The organism is Oceanipulchritudo coccoides (assembly GCF_010500615.1).
In the GTDB taxonomy this organism is placed as follows: Bacteria; Verrucomicrobiota; Verrucomicrobiia; order Opitutales; family Oceanipulchritudinaceae; genus Oceanipulchritudo; species Oceanipulchritudo coccoides.
In genome coordinates this window covers 349,970-369,088 of record NZ_JAAGNX010000002.1, presented here as the reverse complement: position 1 = coordinate 369,088, position 19,119 = coordinate 349,970, and the positions used below count along the sequence as shown (strand labels likewise).

The window sequence follows — 19,119 nt, the reverse complement described above, 5'->3', positions numbered from 1 at the left end:
GAATTAACCAACTGATGTTGAAAAAGTTACAAGCTCAAACCGAGCAATTAGCGGGCCAAGATTGTGGGCTATTTGGTAATGGGCCTCAGTCCACTTTCTTGCACGCGTACGGAGAAGGTCCTGTAAGATGGGATCTTTGCAAGCCTGAATCATAATGGATGCCTCTGGCTCATTGGCCCAGACGATGCCGTTTGAGCCATCATCAATCGCTTCCCGGACCGCTCCGACATCCGTGGCAAAGACCAATAGTCCCCATGCCATGGCCTCCGCAACCGCATTGGGAAGACCCGCGCGGTCGCCCCGGCTATCGATCCGGCCCGTAAAGATGAATATCTGGTTTTTTTGGTAGGCCAATTCGACCTCACTGAAAGGAAGCCGACCACGAAAGGTCACAAAGTCCGCCAATCCCGCCTCTTGGACGGCTTTTTCAAGCGAATTCCGCTCGGGACCGTCCCCAATCCATTCGACGGAAAAAGGGATTCCTGCCTCCTTCAACTCGAGGAACAGTGGAATCTGCCGGTCAAAGCCCATTTTCTCGACCATCCGCCCGACGCTGAGCAGGCGATATGGCGTGGAGACGGGAAGAGGTTGGTTCCACGGCGGCAGCTCGGGCAGGCCACGCCGAACAACAATCACTTTGTCCTTTTCAGCACCCTTTTCCTCCCAGCGGAGACGACCCGCATCGGTAGAGGTGCGAATCCATTCAGCTTCCCCAGCCTTCCGCTCAAGCCACCCATCACCGCCTTTTTCGTACAAGTCATACGCATGTCCGCTGACAGAAAACGGAATCCCGGAAAATTTGTGCAGGGCCCATGCGGCCATCCCCGGGGCAGAAGCCCACACAGCATGGTAGTGGGTGGCCCTGAGGGCAGTCCAATATTTTGCCGTGCGCATGGCATAGCTGAATCCAAGCAGGTTTTCCACCCAGTTCAGGCACCCGGAAGACCTCGGCTTCCAAAGTTGACCCAGGAAAAAACACAAGGTCCCGGGCTTCTTGATCAGCCAATACGGCAGCCATAACAACCCCGCCAGTGCGCCAAAAAAGCCGCTTCTGTGCACGGGAAGCCCATTCCACTCACTTTCTCCACCCCAAAGGGAAACCAGCTCCATCGTCAGGCCAGCCGACTGGAAGCATTGTACCTCCCTCTGAAGGAATGTTTCCGAGAGGACGGGAAAGGACGTGAAGATTAAGACCACCCGATGCGGGGGTGGCGAAACGGGGTCATGCATTGGGATCAACCCTCGGCTTTACGCCGCAGGACGAGCTTGCCTTCCGCGATTTCTGCAGACTCCAAATTGTCGAGGCTTTCACCAAGCCAATCCACATCGGCACCTTTGGAAATGCGCTTGGTGAGCAGACCAAATAACAAATCGCGGACAACTGGGATAGACCCTAATGGCGCTGCTCCAATATTCCCGGAGAGGGGGACGAACCGGATACCGTGTGCAGAGTCTTCAAAGCGCCCTGTGACCTGATAAATGACAGTCTTGTCCTTTAGATAACCACCCAGTTCGATTTTAGTCGCCAATTGCAGACCGTCTTCAACAACCCGGAAATTCACCGCGGATGGCAAGAAATGGAAAGTTCCCTCCAGATCAGATGCATCCTTTGCATCAGGAGACTCATCAATGTCCAAACGGTCGCGGCTCCATTGGTTCAATTCTGGTTCACTGAGCCGCAGGACATCGACCATGCCAGCGCGCCAGGCATCCTCTTTAGCCCGCCAAGCTGTTCGGCCCGACTGTTGCCCTTTAATATAATAGACCGTTCCCGGCTCAATCTCGTCCGGCTCCAGCGCCTTGGTGCTCTCAACAACTGGCAGGGAGATGAGACTGGCAACTCCAAGAATGCCCCCGATACAAAAGCTCAGGAAACCAATAAAGAGAACAAGGATAAGGCTCGGATCGTTGGGTTCATTTTTTTTCATAAGACACTCCTTGGAAAATCAGGTACCGGAATTAGTAAAAGGGATAGTGGAAATTCCCAACTGAGGCAAGCGCGTATCACTGGCTGGAAGTTGCCGGTTTAACTGGCAGATGCCTCGCTGCTGGAGGCGGAGCTCTTTTTTTCGCTTGAGGCTCCGCTTTTATCATCCGCTTTCTTTGATTTATCCGGGCCAGGTGAGCTTTCTTTCGGTTGGCCCTTCCGGTCCTTGAAGTCGGTCTCGTAGAAACCGCCCCCCTTGAAGATGATACCGGCTCCAAGCCCGATCTTGCGCTTCAGCGAAGGGGTCTGGCACTCAGGACAGTCTTGCAATGGATCATCCGACATCCTCTGAAAAACCTCCAGGTCGTGACCGCATTGTTGGCATGTGTACTCGTATGTGGGCATGGCTGGTTTTTAAAAGGAAGCTTTCCTCAATTAAAAAACGGGGCTTTGCAAGCCACTATCCTTCGGGCGCATGACCAGAATGAGCTGGGCCAGCAGCGGCAAGGTGGCAAGAAAAGCCGCAAATCCGATCAGGGGCCAACCAACGGCCAGAATGCCATAAAACTGGAGCATTGGGAAAAGGCATCGACGGAGCCGGTTGATGGTGAAGTGCAGCACCCCGTGGACATCGATACTCTCGCGGATTGAATTGTTCCGGTATAGACGGATGAGGGAGGCGACCAGGCAAGGGGGTGCAATGAGGGCCACCAAAGCCACGGGGAGCCAGGATACGGTCGCGGCAAAGATGTCGAGATACAGCAGATGAAACAATCCCGAGATGGCCCAACCGAGAAGACCCGCAAGGGCAAACGGAATAGCCAGCCAGACAACGACCGGGACAATGACCCGGACCAGCTCCTCCAGAATCTTGCGGCCCTCCGACCATTCCGGCAGGTCCATCCCTTCCCGTAGAATGAGGCGCCTCGCCCAGCGCCCGTAATAGCCCAATAGAAGAAAATTCAGTATCGGGACATAAAACAGCAGTCCGCCGATAAGAAGCGAACGCCCGATCCCCGGACTTTCCCAAATCCGCCATGTGACTTTTTCCATATTCTCCATTTGCCTGATCCCTTGTTAATCTTTTCGCTTCATCTTTTCGCATTCAGCAGATTTCTCAATTACAATCCACAAATCGATGGAGTCCTTGGACAAAACTTACCAGCGCTATCAGAACCAGGTTGAGACTGGCCTGAGCGCCCTTCTGCCCAAAGTGGACGTAGCACCGGGCGCTATTCATGAGGCTATGCGCTATTGTCTGGATGCGGGCGGAAAACGGCTTCGCCCGGTCCTGCTGCTTGCTGCTGCGGATCTCTATCCCCAAAAGGCCGATCCTCTCCCGGCAGCTGTGGCCATTGAATGCCTGCATACCTATTCGCTCGTGCATGATGACTTGCCGAGCATGGACAACAGCCCATTGCGCCGCGGTAAGCCATCCGCACATGTCCAATTTGACGAGGCAACCGCCATTCTGGCCGGGGACGCCCTTCTCACAGAGGCCTTCCGCCTTCTCGCCTTTCACTACGAAGAACAGCCGGCGTGCTGCGTCGCGCTGATGAAATGCCTTTCTGAAGCGGCTGACAGCCGGCACCTCATTGGTGGCCAGGTTGTCGACACCCTCTCGGAAAACACGACCATTTCAGCCGACGAGCTGAATTATATCCACCAGCACAAGACTGCCGACTTGATCACCTCGGCCCTCCTGATGGGACTTCATTTGACCGAGGCTCCCGCAGAGGCGTTCGAGCTGCTTGAAAGGGCCGGTCAATCCATCGGTCTGGCATTTCAAATCATCGATGATATTCTCGACGCCACCTCCACTGCGGACGTTCTCGGAAAAACGGTCGGCAACGATGCCCGGCAGGCCAAGAACACATACGTCTCCATTCACGGTCTGGAAGCCAGCCGGAAGGCAGCCCAAGAGGCCACCATGCTCGCTATTGAAGCTTGCCATTCCCTCCCCGGCACCAAGGCGGATTTCCTCGTGGGCGTAATCCGCAAACTGGAGCATCGCCTGAATTAAACAAAAAATTCCGTTGTCAGCCTTGCTCAAAGTGATCTTATCGCCACTTTTCTTCTTATGCAATTCCGTCCAACAGCAAACGACGAGACCGATCAAAACGATTCTCCAAAGAAACTGCCGCTATCCGAAATGATGAAGCGCAAGTTTCTGGAGGAGCGTAAAATCTTCTTTTGGGGCGAAGTGAACGACAAGTCCGCTCGCGTCGCCACGGAGGAGCTGCTTTATCTGGAAGCCAGCGACCCGGGCAAGGAAATCACCCTGTACCTGAACAGCCCCGGCGGCTCAATCACCGCAGGAATGGCCGTTTACGACACGATGATGCTGATCACCAGCCCGATCAAGGTCGTCGTCGTGGGCCTGGCCGCCAGCATGGGATCAATCTTCCTTTGCGGAGGCACCAAGGGAAAGCGCTTTGTCTACCCGCATTCCAGGGTGCTGATACACCAACCCCTCATCATGGGCACCATGCGCGGGGCGGCCGTTGATATCCATATCCAGGCACAGGAAATGGAAAAACTCCGCGAGGAAATGAACAAGATTTTGTCTGACTCGAGCGGCCAGCCGATTGAGCAAATCCAAAAGGATACGGACCGTGACTTTTATCTCAATGCGCAGGAGGCCATCGATTACGGCCTTGCTGACGCGATTGTTGAAAAAATAGATGACTGAAGTGGGTGGGGTCATTCCGTCTTGTCAAATGGCCCATAGCTGGCATAAAACAATGCCTCTACTTACAAACTACACCCCATAGGAAAGCCAAAAAGGAATAAATGCCGAAACCATACTCTGGAGGCCGTGGTCGTCGTAACCACGGTAATTACGTTAGAAAAAATGAGCGCATCCGTGCACGCGAAGTGCGTTTGATCGGAAGCGATGGATCGCAAATAGGGGTTGTCTCACGGGACGATGCCTTGGCAGCCGCCAAAAAGATGGGCCTGGACCTCGTGGAAATCAGTGCGAGCGCCCGTCCACCGGTTTGCCGGATTCTCGATTTTGGCAAGTACATGTACGAGCAGTCCAAGCGCCAAAAGGAAAACAAGGCGAAAGGCTCATCCACCTCCAAGATCAAGGAAGTCAAATTCCGCGTGAGGACGGAGGAGCATGATTACATGACGAAGCTCCGCCATGGGGAGGAGTTTTTGTACAAGGGCAACAAGCTCAAATTGAGTCTAATGTTCAGGGGTCGTGAAAACGAGCACAAGGACCTTGGGCTCGAAGTTGTCGCCAAAGCCGCAAAGGACTTGAGCCACGTGGGTCAAGCAGACGGTACTCCGAAACTCAGCGGGCGCCATGTCAACCTGATCATGACTCCGCTCCCCGTCGCAAAGCGCACCCTGAAGTTCAACGAATCCGTATCCGCCCAGCCACCTGAGGAGGAGTAAGGACAGGCCCGCTATGGCCTTCGGATTGCTTGTCTCTTTTTTAAAGCGAATTCACCGCGAGGGAGTTGTTGCCTTGCTGGCTATTTTCTTTGTCTGCATCCCTTTGTGCGCCCTTGAGCTGAACGGGGTGAACCACCTCCAACTGGATGAGATTGGGGCAAAGCTCGGGATGCAATCCCGCTGGGTGGAAAAGGGGAAGATCAAGGAACTCAAGTCCGAGTGGACACGCCTTCGTTTCGAATTGCACAAGCGCGAAATGATCGTGAATGGCCTGCGGGTCCATCTGGGATTTCCTGTCGCGGGGTCGCGGGGCAAGTTGTATCTCAGTGAAACAGACTTTCGCCACCAAATACAGCCGATCCTGACACCTCAGGTTTTTGGAAAACCGCCGGGCTTTCATCACATCATTATTGATGCCGGACACGGCGGCACTGATCCGGGTGCGGAAAATCCTGCCCTGAAATTGCGTGAGAAGTCCCTCACTCTCGATCTTGCCAAACGCCTCAAGGCCCAACTGGAAAAGGCTGGCTACAAAGTCACCCTGACCCGTTCCGGTGACCGGCTGATTGCCCTGCCGGAGCGTGCCCTAATGGCCAACCGGTTGAAGGGTGATCTCTTTCTCTCGCTTCACTTCAACGCCTCCGGAAAATCCTCCGTTCACGGTGTCGAAACCTATGCCTTTACGCCGCTGCTGCAGCCCTCCACTTCCCGGGGCAAATTGCACCCGAGCGACCGCAAAAGCTATCCGGGCAACAAACATGATCCGTGGAATGAGCTATTGGGATTCTATGTGCAACGCAGCCTCAAGGAGACCTTGCCCTCCCCGGATCGCGGGCTAAAACGCGCCCGCTTCACAGTCTTGCGCGACTTGAACATGCCCGGGCTCCTTATTGAAGGGGGATTTGTCTCGCATTCACAGGAAGGAAGAAACATCGGGTCAGCCGCTTACCGTGAAAAAATCGCCCGGGCAATCGCCAGCGGCCTCGCTACATTTGAGAAAACGGCCAATCGCCTGAAGGGGAAAGCCCAGTGAAAACACCCCGCCTCAGTCTGATGGACATTTGTTATATCGGGCTCGGGGGGATGTTGGGTTCACTCTTGCGCAGTTGGGTCGGTTTTGGATTTGAGGGGGACTTTCCCGTTCCCACCATGCTGGTCAATATCCTGGGCGCATGCGCACTCGCTGTCCTTCATGCAACACAGCACAGGATTCATGCGCAGGGCCGTTACTTGTATATGGTCGGTTTTTGCGGGAGCTTCACTACTGTATCCCTTTTCTCCTACGAAACCCTTCAATTGGCCCAAAACGGGGCGTTCCTGCAGGCCCTGTTGAACATTCTTGTCCCCGTTATCTGCGCACTTGCCTTAACCGTTTGGATTATAAGCCGTCTGGACCGTCGGGAGGAAGCTTCGCAATGAGTTTCCTGGCATTGATCCTGATCGGTCTCGGCGGGGCTCTCGGGGCCCTTCTGCGCGCCTTTGCCGGACGGTGTATCAAATCGCCGTTTCCATGGGCAACCCTGTTGGTCAACATCGCGGGATCGTTCCTCCTCGCCGTTGCCTACACGGCCCTCCCCCATGACGCTGAGCTGGCCCGAGCGCTTGTGGGGGCCGGCTTCTGTGGTGCTTTCACCACCTTTTCCACCTTTATCCTGGAAACAGTCATCCTTGCTAAAACGGGAAATTACCGGGATGCGGGCCTCTACCTTTCATTGACCCTGTGCCTTTGTTGCCTTGCCTCATGGGGCGGCTTTTATTTGATGGCCTAAGACATGTTATCAATCCCCCACAAGCTCTTGACCCTCGGTGCCGTCTCCATCATTGGATTCATCGCGGGCGCAGGCGCACAGGAAGTGGATCCAGCCACTGTGGTCGTCGTTGCCAACAAATCAGTCAAGGGATCCGTCAAGGTGGCGAAAGCCTACCAGGCCTTGAGGAATATTCCGGAAAACAATCTGATTCTAATCCGGACGGAAGAAACAGAGCGCATAACTCGCGAGGCTTATATCGAGACAATACACAATCCCCTGCTGGAGGAGTTGCTGGATCGCGGGCTCCTCGATGCCCTTCCCGGTAAAAAGGACGAATTCGGGCGGAAAACTGTCAGTGTATTGAAAAATCCGCTACGCTACATGGTCCTTTGTTACGGCGTGCCTTCCCATATCCTGAAAAAACCGGTTGAGGAATTGGACGATCTGAACCTTCGCAGAAGTGCCCTCACGGGTGTTTACCTTTCTCTCGTCGACCAATTCTCAGAGGGCCTCATGGCGAGGAACGAAGCCTCCGTTGACGGGGAGCTCGCTCTCCTGCTCAAGCGCGACATGCCCATGAACGGTTTTGTCCCCAACCCTCTATTTAACCGTCCTCCCAATGGGCCAACACAGGATATTATCCGGGTGACCCGTTTGGATGGGCCGTCTGAAAAAGCGGTTTTGCGGATGCTCGACAACTCGCGCCGGGGAGAGGCCCTTGGCCTCAAGGGGCGAGCCTATGTCGATGAAGACGGAAGAAAAGGCCCGTATGAGGAAGGCAACACCTGGATGGCCAACACGGCCCTGGTTTTCAAGACGCTCGGGTTTGATCTCGATCACGACACTGCCCGCAAGACCTTTCCCGCGGAGGCACGGTTTGACGCACCGGTTCTTTATGCAGGTTGGTATGCCGGTAATATCACCGGGCCCTTCACCCTTCCGGGTTTCACCTTCCCGCCTGGCGCCGTGGCTGCGCATTTGCACAGTTTTTCCGCCAAGAGCATCCGATCCCCGAACCGTGGCTGGGTCGGGCCGATGGTGGAGCGTGGTGTCAGTGCAACCTTTGGTAACGTTGCCGAACCATACTTGAAATTCACCCATCGCTTTGACCTCTTTTTTGCGGCACTGGGGAATGGCTGGACTCTCGCCGACGCAGCCTATTTCGCACTTCCCGCATTGAGTTGGCAGGCCGTGACCATCGGGGATCCGCTCTACCGGCCGTTTGCGGTCTCGCTGGATACCCAACTGGAGAACACGGGCGACGCCACGCAAATCCTCAGCGACCAGTATGTCGTCCTCAGGAAGATGAACCGGCTCCTTGAAGCAGGGGAAACAAAGGAAGCGGTCCGGACAGCAGGTCGTGGGATGCAGAAAACGCCTGGAGCCGCCCTCGGCCTCGGTCGGGCCCGCTTGCTTGAAGAACAGGGAAAGACTGATGCCGCCTTGCGGGCCCTTTCATTTCTAGCCCAGTTGGACCCGATGGATTCCATGGAATGGGGACTTTACGCCGAGCTCGGGGAGACCCTGAACCGTCTTGGCGATACAAAAAATGCCTTTCGCATCTTCGAAAAACTGGAAGCAATCAAAATGCCGGAAAAAGTGAAACTGGCCTTTTTGAGACGGGGAATTCCCATTGCGGAGGACGCCGGCCGGGCTGATATTTCCGTCGACTGGCGCGTACGGGTGACACCGCCACCGCCGCCACCACCACCGCCTGAAAGCGAATAATGACCATGGGCAAACTCAACGCAGACGACAAAAGGAAACTTCTTCAAACGATGCTCCTTTCACGGAGCGGTGATTTGCGTGAACAAAGCCTGATCCGCCAAGGGAAGGGCTGGTTTCATGTATCCGGAATGGGCCATGAAGCACTTGCCGTTGCCGGCTACCTCTTGCGGGAGGGAGATTATTTTTCGGGATACTACCGGGATCGTCCAATTGCCCTTGCGCGCGGGATGGAGAATTACGATCTCGCCCTTGCCTTTTTTGCCAAGCGGGCCAGTGCCAGCGGCGGTCGCCAGATGCCGGCCCATTTCAGCAGCAAGGAACTCGGCATTTTATCCATTGCCTCCGTAGTGGGTTCATCGCTACTTCCGGCAGCCGGCCTGGCATGGGCCTTGAAGCTGGATAACAAACCCAATCTGGTCCTGACAACTGTCGGGGACGCCGGGAGCCGTCAGGGTGATTTTTTTGAAAGCATTGCCTTTGCGATCGAAAGGCAGTTGCCCGTCATATTCCTCGTTGAGGACAACGGCATCGGGATTTCCACAGTGACCGAAAAGATGCATCCCCTGGGTCTGGACATGCTCAACGGGAAGATGTGGAAAATTGCTGATGGATGCTGTGTGGACGCAGTCTATGATGTCGTCCAACCCGCCATGGAGGCCGCCCGGGCTGGTAAAGGACCCCAATTCATCTGGTGCCAGACAGAGCGTATTTCCAGCCACTCAAGTGCGGATGACCACCGTAAATACCGGTCCGAGGAAGAGCTTGAATCGCTCGATGGGAAGGATCCCATCAATCGACTTAAACGGGACATGATTGCCTCAGGGGACTTGAGCGAGGAAGCGTTCGAGGAGATGAAGGCATCTATTGAAAAAGACGTGCGCTCCGAATACCAGCGTGCTTTTGAGGATCACGATCCCACTCCGGAGGACCTCATGAAGCATGTCCTCGGGCCCACTTCAAAGGCACCCAGCCTCAAGCTTGACCTGAAAGGGGAGCAAGCTCGCATGGTCGATGCTATCAATGCGACGTTTCATGCGGCCCTGAAAAAATCGCGCGAAGTCGTCTTTTTCGGTCAAGACATTGAGGATCCAAAGGGTGGTGTTTTTAGCCTGACAAAGGGTCTATCCACCCGGGCTCCGGAGCAGGTCTTCAACTCACCACTTGCGGAATCGACCATTTTTGGTGTGGCCGCCGGGATGGCAGCGTACGGGAAACGCCCGGTGTTCGAGATCCAGTTTGCGGATTATATCTGGCCGGGATTCAACCAGTTGGTAACGCAGCTCTCCACCCTGCATTGGCGCACAAACGGTGAATGGAGTGCCCCGGCGGTGATCTACGCTCCCTACGGTGCTTATTTGCCGGGCGGCGCGCTCTGGCACAGCCAGACAAACGAAAGCGCCCTTGCCCACTTCCCCGGACTGAAAATTGCCGTTCCCTCAACTCCGGAGGATGCCGCCGGCCTGTTCTGGACAGCCATGCACGGGAACAGCCCGAGCCTGATTCTCTTACCCAAGCACTTGATGTGGACCACTCACGAACCCAACGGGAATTTCCAGCCTGTTCCATTTGGAAAGGCCGTCATCCGGCAGGAAGGGACATCACTAACACTCGTTACTTGGGGTAACGGGACTGAAGTCGTGCAAGAAGCCCTCGAGCTGCTCGGGGACACCGACCGCATTGAAGTCATCGACCTGCGGACCGTCTCGCCAATTGATATGGCAACCATTGAAGCCTCTGTTGAAAAGACCGGGCGCATCCTGATCGTACAGGAGGATGCCGAGTCCTGCTCAATCGGACAGAATATCATCTCGCGCCTTACCGCCAACGGGGAGATTTTCTCGCGTCTGCAGGCACCGCCCACCCTTCTGGCCAAACCCGATGTGAATATTGGTTACAACCCGGTGCTGGAATACGCCGCCCTTCCGGGGAAAAAGGATGTAGCCCGTAAAATCCAGGAGCTGCTAACCCTTGAATGGGCACGGCAGGAGCCGCAAAAGGCGGCTCTACCGGTGGCAAATCCCGCCTTTGAACAGTTAAAGGAAAGCCTTGCCGGAGAGCATGCGGGGCAAGCCAAGGAGCTGACCGGAATAAAGGTTCCCATATTGGGTGAGGGCATCACCACTGCGCGGGTCATTTCCCTGATTGCCAAACCGGGAGACGAGATCGAGCCGGATGACGCGCTCTGCGAGGTGGAGACCGACAAGGCCCTGTTTCCAATTGAGTCACCGTATTCGGGCCGCTTTGTCGACTGGAAGGTCCGGGAGGATGACGAAGTTGGCGTGGGACAGGTGATCGCTGAAATGGAAGTTCCGACTGAGGAACGGCCGGCCCCTCAATCAAGCCTGGAGTCCACGACGCAAAGGGAATCCACTTCCACTTTGGAAGACGCGGGGCAACCTGCGACGGATAAAATCATAGAAGGTGGCCTACCCCATCGGGTAATTGCGCAATTGAAGAATGTTGTCCCGGCGCACATGACTGTGAAGGCTGGCTGGGAGACTATCCGGGAGGCCAGGAAGGCCGCCAAGAAGGAATTGGGGAAAGCCGCACCATCGCCCACTGTGATGGTCGCGTGGGCTCTTGTTCAGGCAATGAAAAGACACCCGGTCTTCAGCTGCACGATCACCCAGGACAATACTTTGAGCCACAATAAGATCTTTGATTTCGGGGTGGCTGTCGCCCTGAAGAAGGATGCCCTCGACACGGCCATAATCCCAAGAGCCAGCGAGCTTGAAGGGCCTGCCTTCGTGGAAGCCTACGCCGGGGCCATTGAGGCTGTGCGCGAAGGGAATACCCGCTCGAAGGCAGGTGTTCCCTTGATCCTGACCAGCATGGGCGGTTTTGATGTGCGCGATGCCCAGCCACTGGTGGTTCCCCCTGCCATCGCGACTCTGTTCCTCGGCGAAGCACACTGGGAATCGAAGGACACGAAATCATTTATCCAACAAGTCGCCCTCTGCCTGAGTTTTGATCACCGTTGGCTCAACGGAGCTGCCGGGGCTCACTTCCTTCAGGATGTGAAAAAGGAAATGGAATCCTTTTCACTGGATGTGCTGAAAGGGTAAGGACGCTTGTTATAAAAAGCCGCCGGGCTTCCCGGCCCGGCGACTGTCGTGCGTTGATTTTTCAGGTAATTCCCTGTCTCAATCTACGGAAGATCCCACCAGTACTTATAGGCAGGCAACTGCGTGGAATAGTAATCATAGAACATCGGGTATGGCCCGGTGATCGTTACTGCTTCATCCGGATGCGGCCAATCGCATTCAGGAATCACCAGTACACAGGGAACTTCATAAATACCCGCAGGAAGCGGGGGTTTTGCCAGCCTGACATTGGTCATATGCGACTCAATCATGCCAAGGCTTCTGTTCACCATATACGGGTCATAGAGGGAGAACCGGTCGCTCAGGTCAAAGCGCGGAGCGGGTCCGAAATCCCCCAGTTTATTGAGATCGTTGCCCACATCCATGGTAATGGTGATCGTCACGATCTGATCCAGAACCTGGGATGCATCGTTGGGCCAGCGCTCCGTATCGAAGAGAACAACATCGAAATCCCCGCTCCCGGGGATGTCCACGCCGCCAACAGTTTCCGTGCCCATGGCAACATGGTCCCGGACCAGACTGTAGGTGTAGTTCCCTTTGAGGGAGCGTAGAATATGGATGTCGTGCAGGTTTTCGGCACGATTGACGCGCGCGCAAAACTGCAACTCGATTGTCCGGAGGACATCACCGACGTAGGTTTCCACGCCCATGAAATCCATTCCGAAATCATTGTAATCGAAGTCGCAATTCGACGGATTGTCCTCGTAGCCGACATAGCTGGGGACAATTTCAAACCAGCAGGGCTCGAACATGATATACATGCCCCAGTTGCCGCGTTCGTTAAACCGGGAGCCTTCGCCCCAGGCTGTCTCCATCATGTACTCGATGCTGTCGTCAACAATGCCCACCACCGCGTGTGCGGCAATGTACAGGGTCTCAACATCCACCAATCCGAGGTCGCTGAGAAGCAGGCAAAAGCTCACACAGGGAACCCCTTCGTAGAAGGATTCACCGTAAGGGAATTGGCCCGGAATCGGGTTGGTCCCCCACTTGTTGCCTTGTGTCTGTGCTATGTCTACCAGCTCATCACCAATCGCGAGGTGTGTTTCATAAATCAGCATCCCGTCGACCAAGGACTCTTCACTGAGTAGATAAGTCACACAAACCTCGTCGGTACTTCTTTGGATAACAATTGATCCCACATCCATAGATTGACCCGCAAGGAGCCGTACTTCGGCACTGCAATCCGGATCAAGTTCCGGCAGACAATCCTGCCCGTTTTGGGCGCTTACGCTGCCGGGAAAGGCCAGGACCGCCAGAAGGGCTGTCCCGGACCATACTATTCGCCATCGATTTTTCATCAGAACTCCTTTCATCGATGCTTCGTTTTACTTTTCTGAGAACTCGATAATGCACCAGCCAGGACTCCATCCTGCTACTGCTGCCATCGTTTAAACGAGCGTATCAATTCACCCCTTGTGAGGCAAGGTAAAGGCCTTCATGGGGGCTCCAGAGACAATTTAATTTCCGGGCTAATATAGCAGATTAAAAATAATAAGGGGTTTCTGGAGACTTCGCGGGGGATTGGCTTCGGGGGGGGCAAAATGTGTGCTGAGCACACACGATTGTGTGATAATCGCACCGGACAACCTGCCGGACTCTGCTAGAATAGACCCTTGGAAAAGGCGTTATGAGGATCAGCATTCGGAAGGGGGCAAAAAATGTCCTTGGGCCTGCGCTGAGGCGGGCCCGGGAGGAATCAAAACTTCGCCTGACACAATCCGACCTTGCTGAAATCATATCGGAAATGGGGCTCTCCATTGACCGCTCGGCGATCAGCCGAATTGAAAATCAGGAACGTACCCTGAGTGACTTGGAATTCCTGTACTTCGCGGCGGCCTTGCGCATCAACCCGGTTCGCTTGTTCAGCCTGGCCTATCAGGACCCCTCAAAGCTCCCCGCCTATCGTGATTTCGAAGCGGAGGAGGAACTTCAGGTGGCTGAGGAAGAGGACAATGCGGACACGCTTCCCTGAAACACCTAATCCGGCATCTTTTCCCTGAGCGAATCAATGTGCTTGTCGAGCACCATGCGCTGGTTGGGGGCAAGCATGCGCTTCACACGACCCAGGTGCTCCGGTTTCACCTTGGCCCCGAGGGATTTGGCAAGGTTCAGGTGGACATAGGCCATGGCCAGGTTCTCCGGCTTTTTCCCATCACCCAGATACAGTAATCCGAGCTCATGGTGGGCCACGGCGTTGCCCTGGGTGGCGGCCTGATTCAGAAGGAGAATTGCCCGGTCCTTGCTTTGTTCAACTCCCTGACCGACAAGATACATGCGCGCCAGATTGACCCGTGCCTCGGAATATCCCTTGCGGGCCGCCGTAGAAAAAAGCTGTGCGGCCTGCTTGAAATCGACTTTCACGCCAAGTCCACGCAAGTAGAGCTGCCCGAGATTATTTGTTGCCTCAAGCTGAGCCTGCGTCGTCATCCGGTACAGGTCTTTCCCTTCGGCAGATTGACCTCCCGAGGGCACTTCGTGGGCCAGCGCTTTCCTGTAGGCATTTGCCGCAAGGGCGTGGTTTTTCTGAAAGCCTTGGCCGGACTCGTAGAGCTGGCCTATTTTTGCAAGAGCATAGATATCGCCGTTTCGCGCCAACGGCTGTAGCAATTCGATGATGCGCTTGTAGTTCCGCCCGACTCCCGGTGCTTCCAAATACAGCGAAGCCAGAATGATCCGGGCAATTGTGACGTCCATCTCCGACGCTTTCTCGAACCAGTAGACCGCCCGCCTGAAGTCCTGCCGGACGCCTGCCCCTTCGCGGTAAGCGCTTCCGACAGCGTAGCAGGCTGACGGGTTATCCTGCTGGGCCGCTTTTAAATACCAGCGAAAGGCCAGTTTCTTATCTTCAGGAACCCCCCAACCGCGGCGATAGAGCGTTCCAAGGCGGTATTGGGCCACCGAATCGCCCTTGGCGGCAGCGACTTTCAGGAGCTTGGCCCCCTCTTCCATATCCAGTGGGACCTCCTGTCCACGCAGATATTTGTCCGCCAGCTCAATCTGCGCGCCAATGTCTCCTTCAGCGGCGTCAGCCTTCAAGCCCTCGATGCCCAGGCCACCTGCCAAAGCAGTCGAATAAGCCAAGGCGGCACCAATCAGCAAAATGACATTAATTCGCATGAATGGACCATACGGGGTGCCCCCATTGGTGACAAGGGCGCTCTTTACTCAACCAAGGCCCAGGTCGTCCCGGTTGCGCAGGTGCACCCAGTGCCTGAAATACGGATTATCGAAAGCATAGCCGGGAGCCATTTCCAGTTCGTAGAGAATGCCGCGCTCAAACAGGGATTTGAGAGTATTCGTCACGCTTCCGCTGGTGGGCAGACTGTAACGATCACGTACCGATTCACTGGTCAACTTGGTCTCCCCCTCCGCCAGGGCGCGGAGCACATTCTGCTGGTGGGCTGTCAATTGCTGCCAATCACTATGGAAGAAGGCTTTGTCCTCCTCAATGATCCCGGCATGTGCGGTCTGGATAATTTCTTCCGTCAACTCACCCGCCCGAAGGGCCATCGGGAAACACATCGCCGCCAGTCGAAGACGGTCGACGGTACAGGTCTCGGACAGGGCTAGAAGATCATCCAACAAAGGTTCAGCCTTGATCTTGTGATCCCGAAAGCGCTTTGCCAGCCAGGTCCGCATTTCCCCAATCTCGATCGATTCAAAGTTAAGAACGCGGAACATCTTGTAGAAGGCCCGGTCGCTCGACATCAGCATTTTGATCAGGTGGGCCCGTGAGCCCGTGAAGACATAGCTCAAGTTCGCGTGGTGCTGGATCTCCCCGCGAAGGTTCCACAAAGTCGCCTCTTCCTCAAAGCGTCCAAGCTCCTGAAATTCATCAATGACAATTCCCAGATGGATCTTTTTCTTTTTGGCCAATGCATTGGCGCGGTTCAGGATGCCGATGAAAGTTCCCCGTTGTTCATCCAGTGGCGCCTTCCGGGCGGATGGCTTCAGTCGCAATTTAATGGCCCCGGTCTGTGGATCCGCCTCTGTCTCAAGTTGCAGGCTGAGGGACTTCATCAGGTCCGTCGCATAGTCCTGCCAGCTCTTGCCAAGTGAGGCTGTGATTCCCCGCAGCAAGGCATTCGACAGGTCGGCGAGCTGGGTGGCTGTTGAGAAATCCACCAGCATCACGGCATGCTTCTCGCGCCTCAATTCGTTGACCACGGCCTTGCAGACCGTTGTCTTCCCCATCCGGCGCCGGCCCTGCACCAACAGGCGCGAGCCCCGCTCAAGGAGTGCTTCACGGATTCGTTCGCGCTCCTTTACCCGGTTGATCAGCTCGGGATCCTCTTCAATGAATTCATAGCGGAAAGGGTTTTTCACGGCTCCTCCCGTAGATGGCTTCTTCTTTGCACTGGGCATCGAATCCTTTATCCATATAAAGTTTATCGAAGTAAAGCAAAAACCCTGTATTTATTTAAAGTTCATACCGATAAAGGATTCCCGGCTGAAGGGCCCCTTTTCCCTTCCAAGATCAAGCAGGTCATCGCTCGATCAGGAGCAAGCGGTAGAACTGGTATGCGTGGGCGGGGATATCAACGGTCCCGATATCGCTTGTGCTCCATTCGACATTATTGAATTCCACACCTTCTTCCCCGTGGATCAGGGTGAACCAACGGTTTCCATCGGCTGAGGCTTGGGGCGTGTATCTGGCCCCGTAATGCGGTGAGGCGAAACTCATCCGGACAACAGGATATGCCTCGTCCGCAATCACCTCAAATTGCGGCCACATGACATCGGCAAAAAGCTGTGTGGTGTTTCCCGGGTCCGGGGCAAAGGCGAAATGCTCGAGCAGGGTCCGGTCATCATTAAACGGCTTCGCGGTGTGATCAGGGGCAAAACCATTGTCCCCGGCTACGGATTCAAACCATGTCATGTAGTCAGGATTAAATTGAAAGTCATCCACCCAGACCTGATCCTGCCCGGCGCTCCCCTCCTCGCTCTTGCTGTAGACCCAGCGGACTTGAACCCAGCCGCTTTCCCCGGTGTAATAGCTGTACCGGCGCCAGTCCTGTTCCCCTGACAGCCGCAGGCGCGTCACTCCATCCACTTGGAACCGCACTTCATCCAGCTCCGGTTCAGTGGAGGTCTTGATATAAAACGAAACCGTTCCGGGTCCGCGTACCCAGCCACTCAGGTAAGCCTGTCGGTCATCGTCAACTTTCCCCGAAGCAGCCGCGAATGGCGGCGTCCAGGTCACGGCTTCCTGCCCATACCATGGGCGGTGGCGGCCGGTGTCCCAGTAACCATCCCAGAACGAAAGCGCGTCCTCCAGCGGGATCCGGACTTGAAGCTGCACCGGAATCGAAACGGGTGGGGCGGAGCCGGATGAAGGCGTGAAGACAATCCGTTCACGCGTCATATGCAGCGGCTTGTCGGCCGTATCCCAGGCAATATATTGTGCGGTCTCTCCATCCAGCGGGATGTCGATACTTCCCGGCGAACTGGCATTGGCCAGAAGCTGGGCCGCGCCGAGCGACAGGCTGCCCTCATAGGACTCACTGTAAAAGGTAAACGCTGTTGGCGGATGGTCCAGGCCGGGGCCGGTTCTCAATTGAAGATGGCTCGGGCTGACCCGTACAAGCGGGCCCGTGTAAGCACCCAGCCGCATTCCCATGTTGCCGTTCGGGGAACGCGTAATGCTGTCCAGGACCAGCCTTGACGGCGCATAGGCATACGTTGCGCTTGCTGGTTCCGACCATGGTGAAAAAGTGTCGCCGGGGCCAAACAGGTCCCCTTCATCAATATTCGCTCCGAGTTGCTCAACTTCTTCCAGCCCATCCCGCTGGATCAGGCGCATCATTTTGTGTTCGGTCCGCGAGTTGTTAAACAGGAACCCGTTGTTGTTCTCATTGAGTGCGCCGTGAATGTGCCAAAGAAACAGCCCGTCGGTGGGCACAGTCGCAATCCCGCCATCATTGCCGACTGCCTGGCGGTTTTCCACCAGCAACATTTCCGAAAAAGGGGCAAAGGGATCAACAACCCCACCGTCCGGTGTCTCAAAGTAAACCACAAGAGCAGGGTTTTCCGAGTTCAGCGCACCGGATGGCGTTACGCTGACTATCGCTTCGTCGCCGACGGTATGGACTTCCGGCTCGATCCAGCCCAGCAACCAACGAAAATAGGCATTGAAATTGCCGCTTCTGCTTGAATCCATCACACAGCCGCCTCCGGCTCCACCTTCCGGGCCCACCTCTGGTTCATAGTCGTATAGATCCGGCAGGCCCAACAGATGCCCAAACTCATGAATAATCACCCTTGGATCGTAGTCGTTTGGCACCTCTTCCCGTGTTTCTACCCATTGCCAGGAAAAATCACTGAAGCGAACCCCATCGAGGATAAAGTCCCGGGCAGCATCATTATAGAAACTCCACCGGTATCCCCACCAGAAGCTCGACCATTCGCCAATCTCCCCGCTCCAGATGAAGTTCAGTGCATCGACATACCCGTCGCCATCATTGTCGTACTCCGAATAATCGATCAGGGCATCGTACGCCAAAAGGACCTCCCGGGCCATCGACCAGTTCGTCTCGATATCATCATCCGAGTCCATCGATTTGTAGCTCTCCTGAGTTAATGGGAAATTATACCACCCGTAGGTCTGACCCTTGATTTGCAAGAGATTGTTTGAGGCGCGCTGGTAGAAGTTGCGCATGCTTTCACGGGGAGTGTAGGGCTGGGCCTCAACGGTCCCGTTGCCAAATATGTTGGCGTCTATACGCGTCCGCGTCAGCCCGGGGAATTTCGTCTCTGCCCGGTGGTCAGCAAAATCCATCAGGAATACGAGGACATTTGCCTCCCCAATCGGCGGAACCCCGTCCCAAGTCGACGGTAGTTGTCGGGACAGCTCAGCATAGCCGCCTCCGTGAGCCACAACTGCTTCCGCCCTCAGTTCGATTGCCCGCCGTACCAAATCCTGCTCGGGACGGTCGTTTCCGTAGCGCATGGCCGATGCCTGTCGCCGCTCCAGATTGCCGCTCGCCTGCAGCTGCTCCCATTGCTCTGCATCCGGTGGCTGCAAGGCCATCAGCCCAACCGGGAGGAAGGCTATCAGCCCCACCAACCACAGAGCGTTAGATTCAGTCAATAAGTGTGTAATTCTCTGACTTATTGCCATGGCCTGTTTTCGTTTAGAGTAAGGGTTGCCCACCCCGGACGGGGAATGGAGGGCTTCGATTTGGATGGGATCCTTCATTGG

The 19,119-nt window shown here is 55.4% G+C and carries 17 protein-coding genes; 9 read left to right on the top strand and 8 right to left on the bottom strand.

Annotated elements, in window-relative coordinates; translation table 11 throughout:
• Window positions 1-3 precede the first annotated feature (3 nt).
• The 4 genes from G0Q06_RS07185 to G0Q06_RS07170 form a co-directional block, all read right to left on the bottom strand.
• Window positions 4-1,230 (bottom strand): glycosyltransferase family 4 protein, encoded by a 1,227-nt coding sequence (locus G0Q06_RS07185; RefSeq protein ID WP_163963935.1) that lies wholly within the window; start codon window positions 1,228-1,230, stop codon window positions 4-6.
• 5 nt (window positions 1,231-1,235) lie between these two features.
• Window positions 1,236-1,928: a hypothetical protein gene (locus G0Q06_RS07180; RefSeq protein ID WP_163963933.1), complete on the bottom strand. Its 693-nt coding sequence runs from the start codon at window positions 1,926-1,928 to the stop codon at window positions 1,236-1,238.
• A gap of 98 nt (window positions 1,929-2,026) precedes the next feature.
• Complete coding sequence (locus G0Q06_RS07175; protein ID WP_163963931.1) at window positions 2,027-2,332, bottom strand: FmdB family zinc ribbon protein; 306 nt, start codon at window positions 2,330-2,332, stop codon at window positions 2,027-2,029.
• A gap of 30 nt (window positions 2,333-2,362) precedes the next feature.
• A complete protein-coding gene (locus G0Q06_RS07170; RefSeq protein ID WP_163963930.1) occupies window positions 2,363-2,989 on the bottom strand; it encodes a DUF4013 domain-containing protein in 627 nt (208 codons plus the stop codon).
• A 76-nt stretch (window positions 2,990-3,065) separates the two neighbouring features.
• Here G0Q06_RS07170 and G0Q06_RS07165 point away from each other — a divergent pair, with 76 nt between their 5' ends.
• The 8 genes from G0Q06_RS07165 (at window position 3,066) to G0Q06_RS07130 (ending at window position 11,876) form a co-directional block, all read left to right on the top strand.
• The gene (locus tag G0Q06_RS07165; RefSeq protein ID WP_163963928.1) at window positions 3,066-3,950 is read left to right on the top strand and encodes a polyprenyl synthetase family protein; all 885 of its coding nucleotides are present in this window, start codon (window positions 3,066-3,068) and stop codon (window positions 3,948-3,950) included.
• Between the two features lie 57 nt (window positions 3,951-4,007).
• Entirely contained in the window at window positions 4,008-4,619 is a 612-nt protein-coding gene (locus tag G0Q06_RS07160; protein WP_163963926.1) for a ClpP family protease, read from the top strand.
• Between the two features lie 101 nt (window positions 4,620-4,720).
• Window positions 4,721-5,332, top strand: coding sequence for a translation initiation factor IF-3 (infC, locus tag G0Q06_RS07155; RefSeq protein ID WP_163963924.1), 612 nt, complete (start codon window positions 4,721-4,723; stop codon window positions 5,330-5,332).
• A 13-nt stretch (window positions 5,333-5,345) separates the two neighbouring features.
• Complete coding sequence (locus tag G0Q06_RS07150; RefSeq protein ID WP_163963921.1) at window positions 5,346-6,365, top strand: N-acetylmuramoyl-L-alanine amidase family protein; 1,020 nt, start codon at window positions 5,346-5,348, stop codon at window positions 6,363-6,365.
• Window positions 6,362-6,751, top strand: a complete 390-nt coding sequence (locus G0Q06_RS07145) for a CrcB family protein (protein ID WP_163963920.1) — start codon at window positions 6,362-6,364, stop codon at window positions 6,749-6,751. Before G0Q06_RS07150 ends, G0Q06_RS07145 begins: the two co-directional genes overlap by 4 nt.
• The gene (locus G0Q06_RS07140) at window positions 6,748-7,101 is read left to right on the top strand and encodes a fluoride efflux transporter FluC (protein WP_163963918.1); all 354 of its coding nucleotides are present in this window, start codon (window positions 6,748-6,750) and stop codon (window positions 7,099-7,101) included. Before G0Q06_RS07145 ends, G0Q06_RS07140 begins: the two co-directional genes overlap by 4 nt.
• Window positions 7,102-7,104: 3 nt before the next feature.
• Window positions 7,105-8,811: a TIGR03790 family protein gene (locus G0Q06_RS07135; protein ID WP_163963916.1), complete on the top strand. Its 1,707-nt coding sequence runs from the start codon at window positions 7,105-7,107 to the stop codon at window positions 8,809-8,811.
• 5 nt (window positions 8,812-8,816) lie between these two features.
• Window positions 8,817-11,876: a thiamine pyrophosphate-dependent enzyme gene (locus tag G0Q06_RS07130; protein ID WP_238710395.1), complete on the top strand. Its 3,060-nt coding sequence runs from the start codon at window positions 8,817-8,819 to the stop codon at window positions 11,874-11,876.
• Between the two features lie 83 nt (window positions 11,877-11,959).
• Here G0Q06_RS07130 and G0Q06_RS07125 read toward each other — a convergent pair whose 3' ends face one another.
• Complete coding sequence (locus G0Q06_RS07125) at window positions 11,960-13,216, bottom strand: hypothetical protein (RefSeq protein WP_163963912.1); 1,257 nt, start codon at window positions 13,214-13,216, stop codon at window positions 11,960-11,962.
• Window positions 13,217-13,545: 329 nt separating this feature from the next.
• On the opposite strand from G0Q06_RS07125, the gene G0Q06_RS07120 reads away from it, so the two are divergent.
• A complete protein-coding gene (locus G0Q06_RS07120) occupies window positions 13,546-13,890 on the top strand; it encodes a helix-turn-helix domain-containing protein (RefSeq protein WP_163963910.1) in 345 nt (114 codons plus the stop codon).
• A 5-nt stretch (window positions 13,891-13,895) separates the two neighbouring features.
• Here G0Q06_RS07120 and G0Q06_RS07115 read toward each other — a convergent pair whose 3' ends face one another.
• From G0Q06_RS07115 to G0Q06_RS07105, 3 genes are all read right to left on the bottom strand, one after another.
• Entirely contained in the window at window positions 13,896-15,035 is a 1,140-nt protein-coding gene (locus G0Q06_RS07115; RefSeq protein ID WP_163963908.1) for a tetratricopeptide repeat protein, read from the bottom strand.
• Between the two features lie 48 nt (window positions 15,036-15,083).
• Entirely contained in the window at window positions 15,084-16,244 is a 1,161-nt protein-coding gene (locus tag G0Q06_RS07110) for an AAA family ATPase (protein ID WP_163963906.1), read from the bottom strand.
• Window positions 16,245-16,404: 160 nt separating this feature from the next.
• Entirely contained in the window at window positions 16,405-18,981 is a 2,577-nt protein-coding gene (locus G0Q06_RS07105; protein ID WP_163963904.1) for a M6 family metalloprotease domain-containing protein, read from the bottom strand.
• Between the last annotated feature and the right edge of the window lie 138 nt (window positions 18,982-19,119).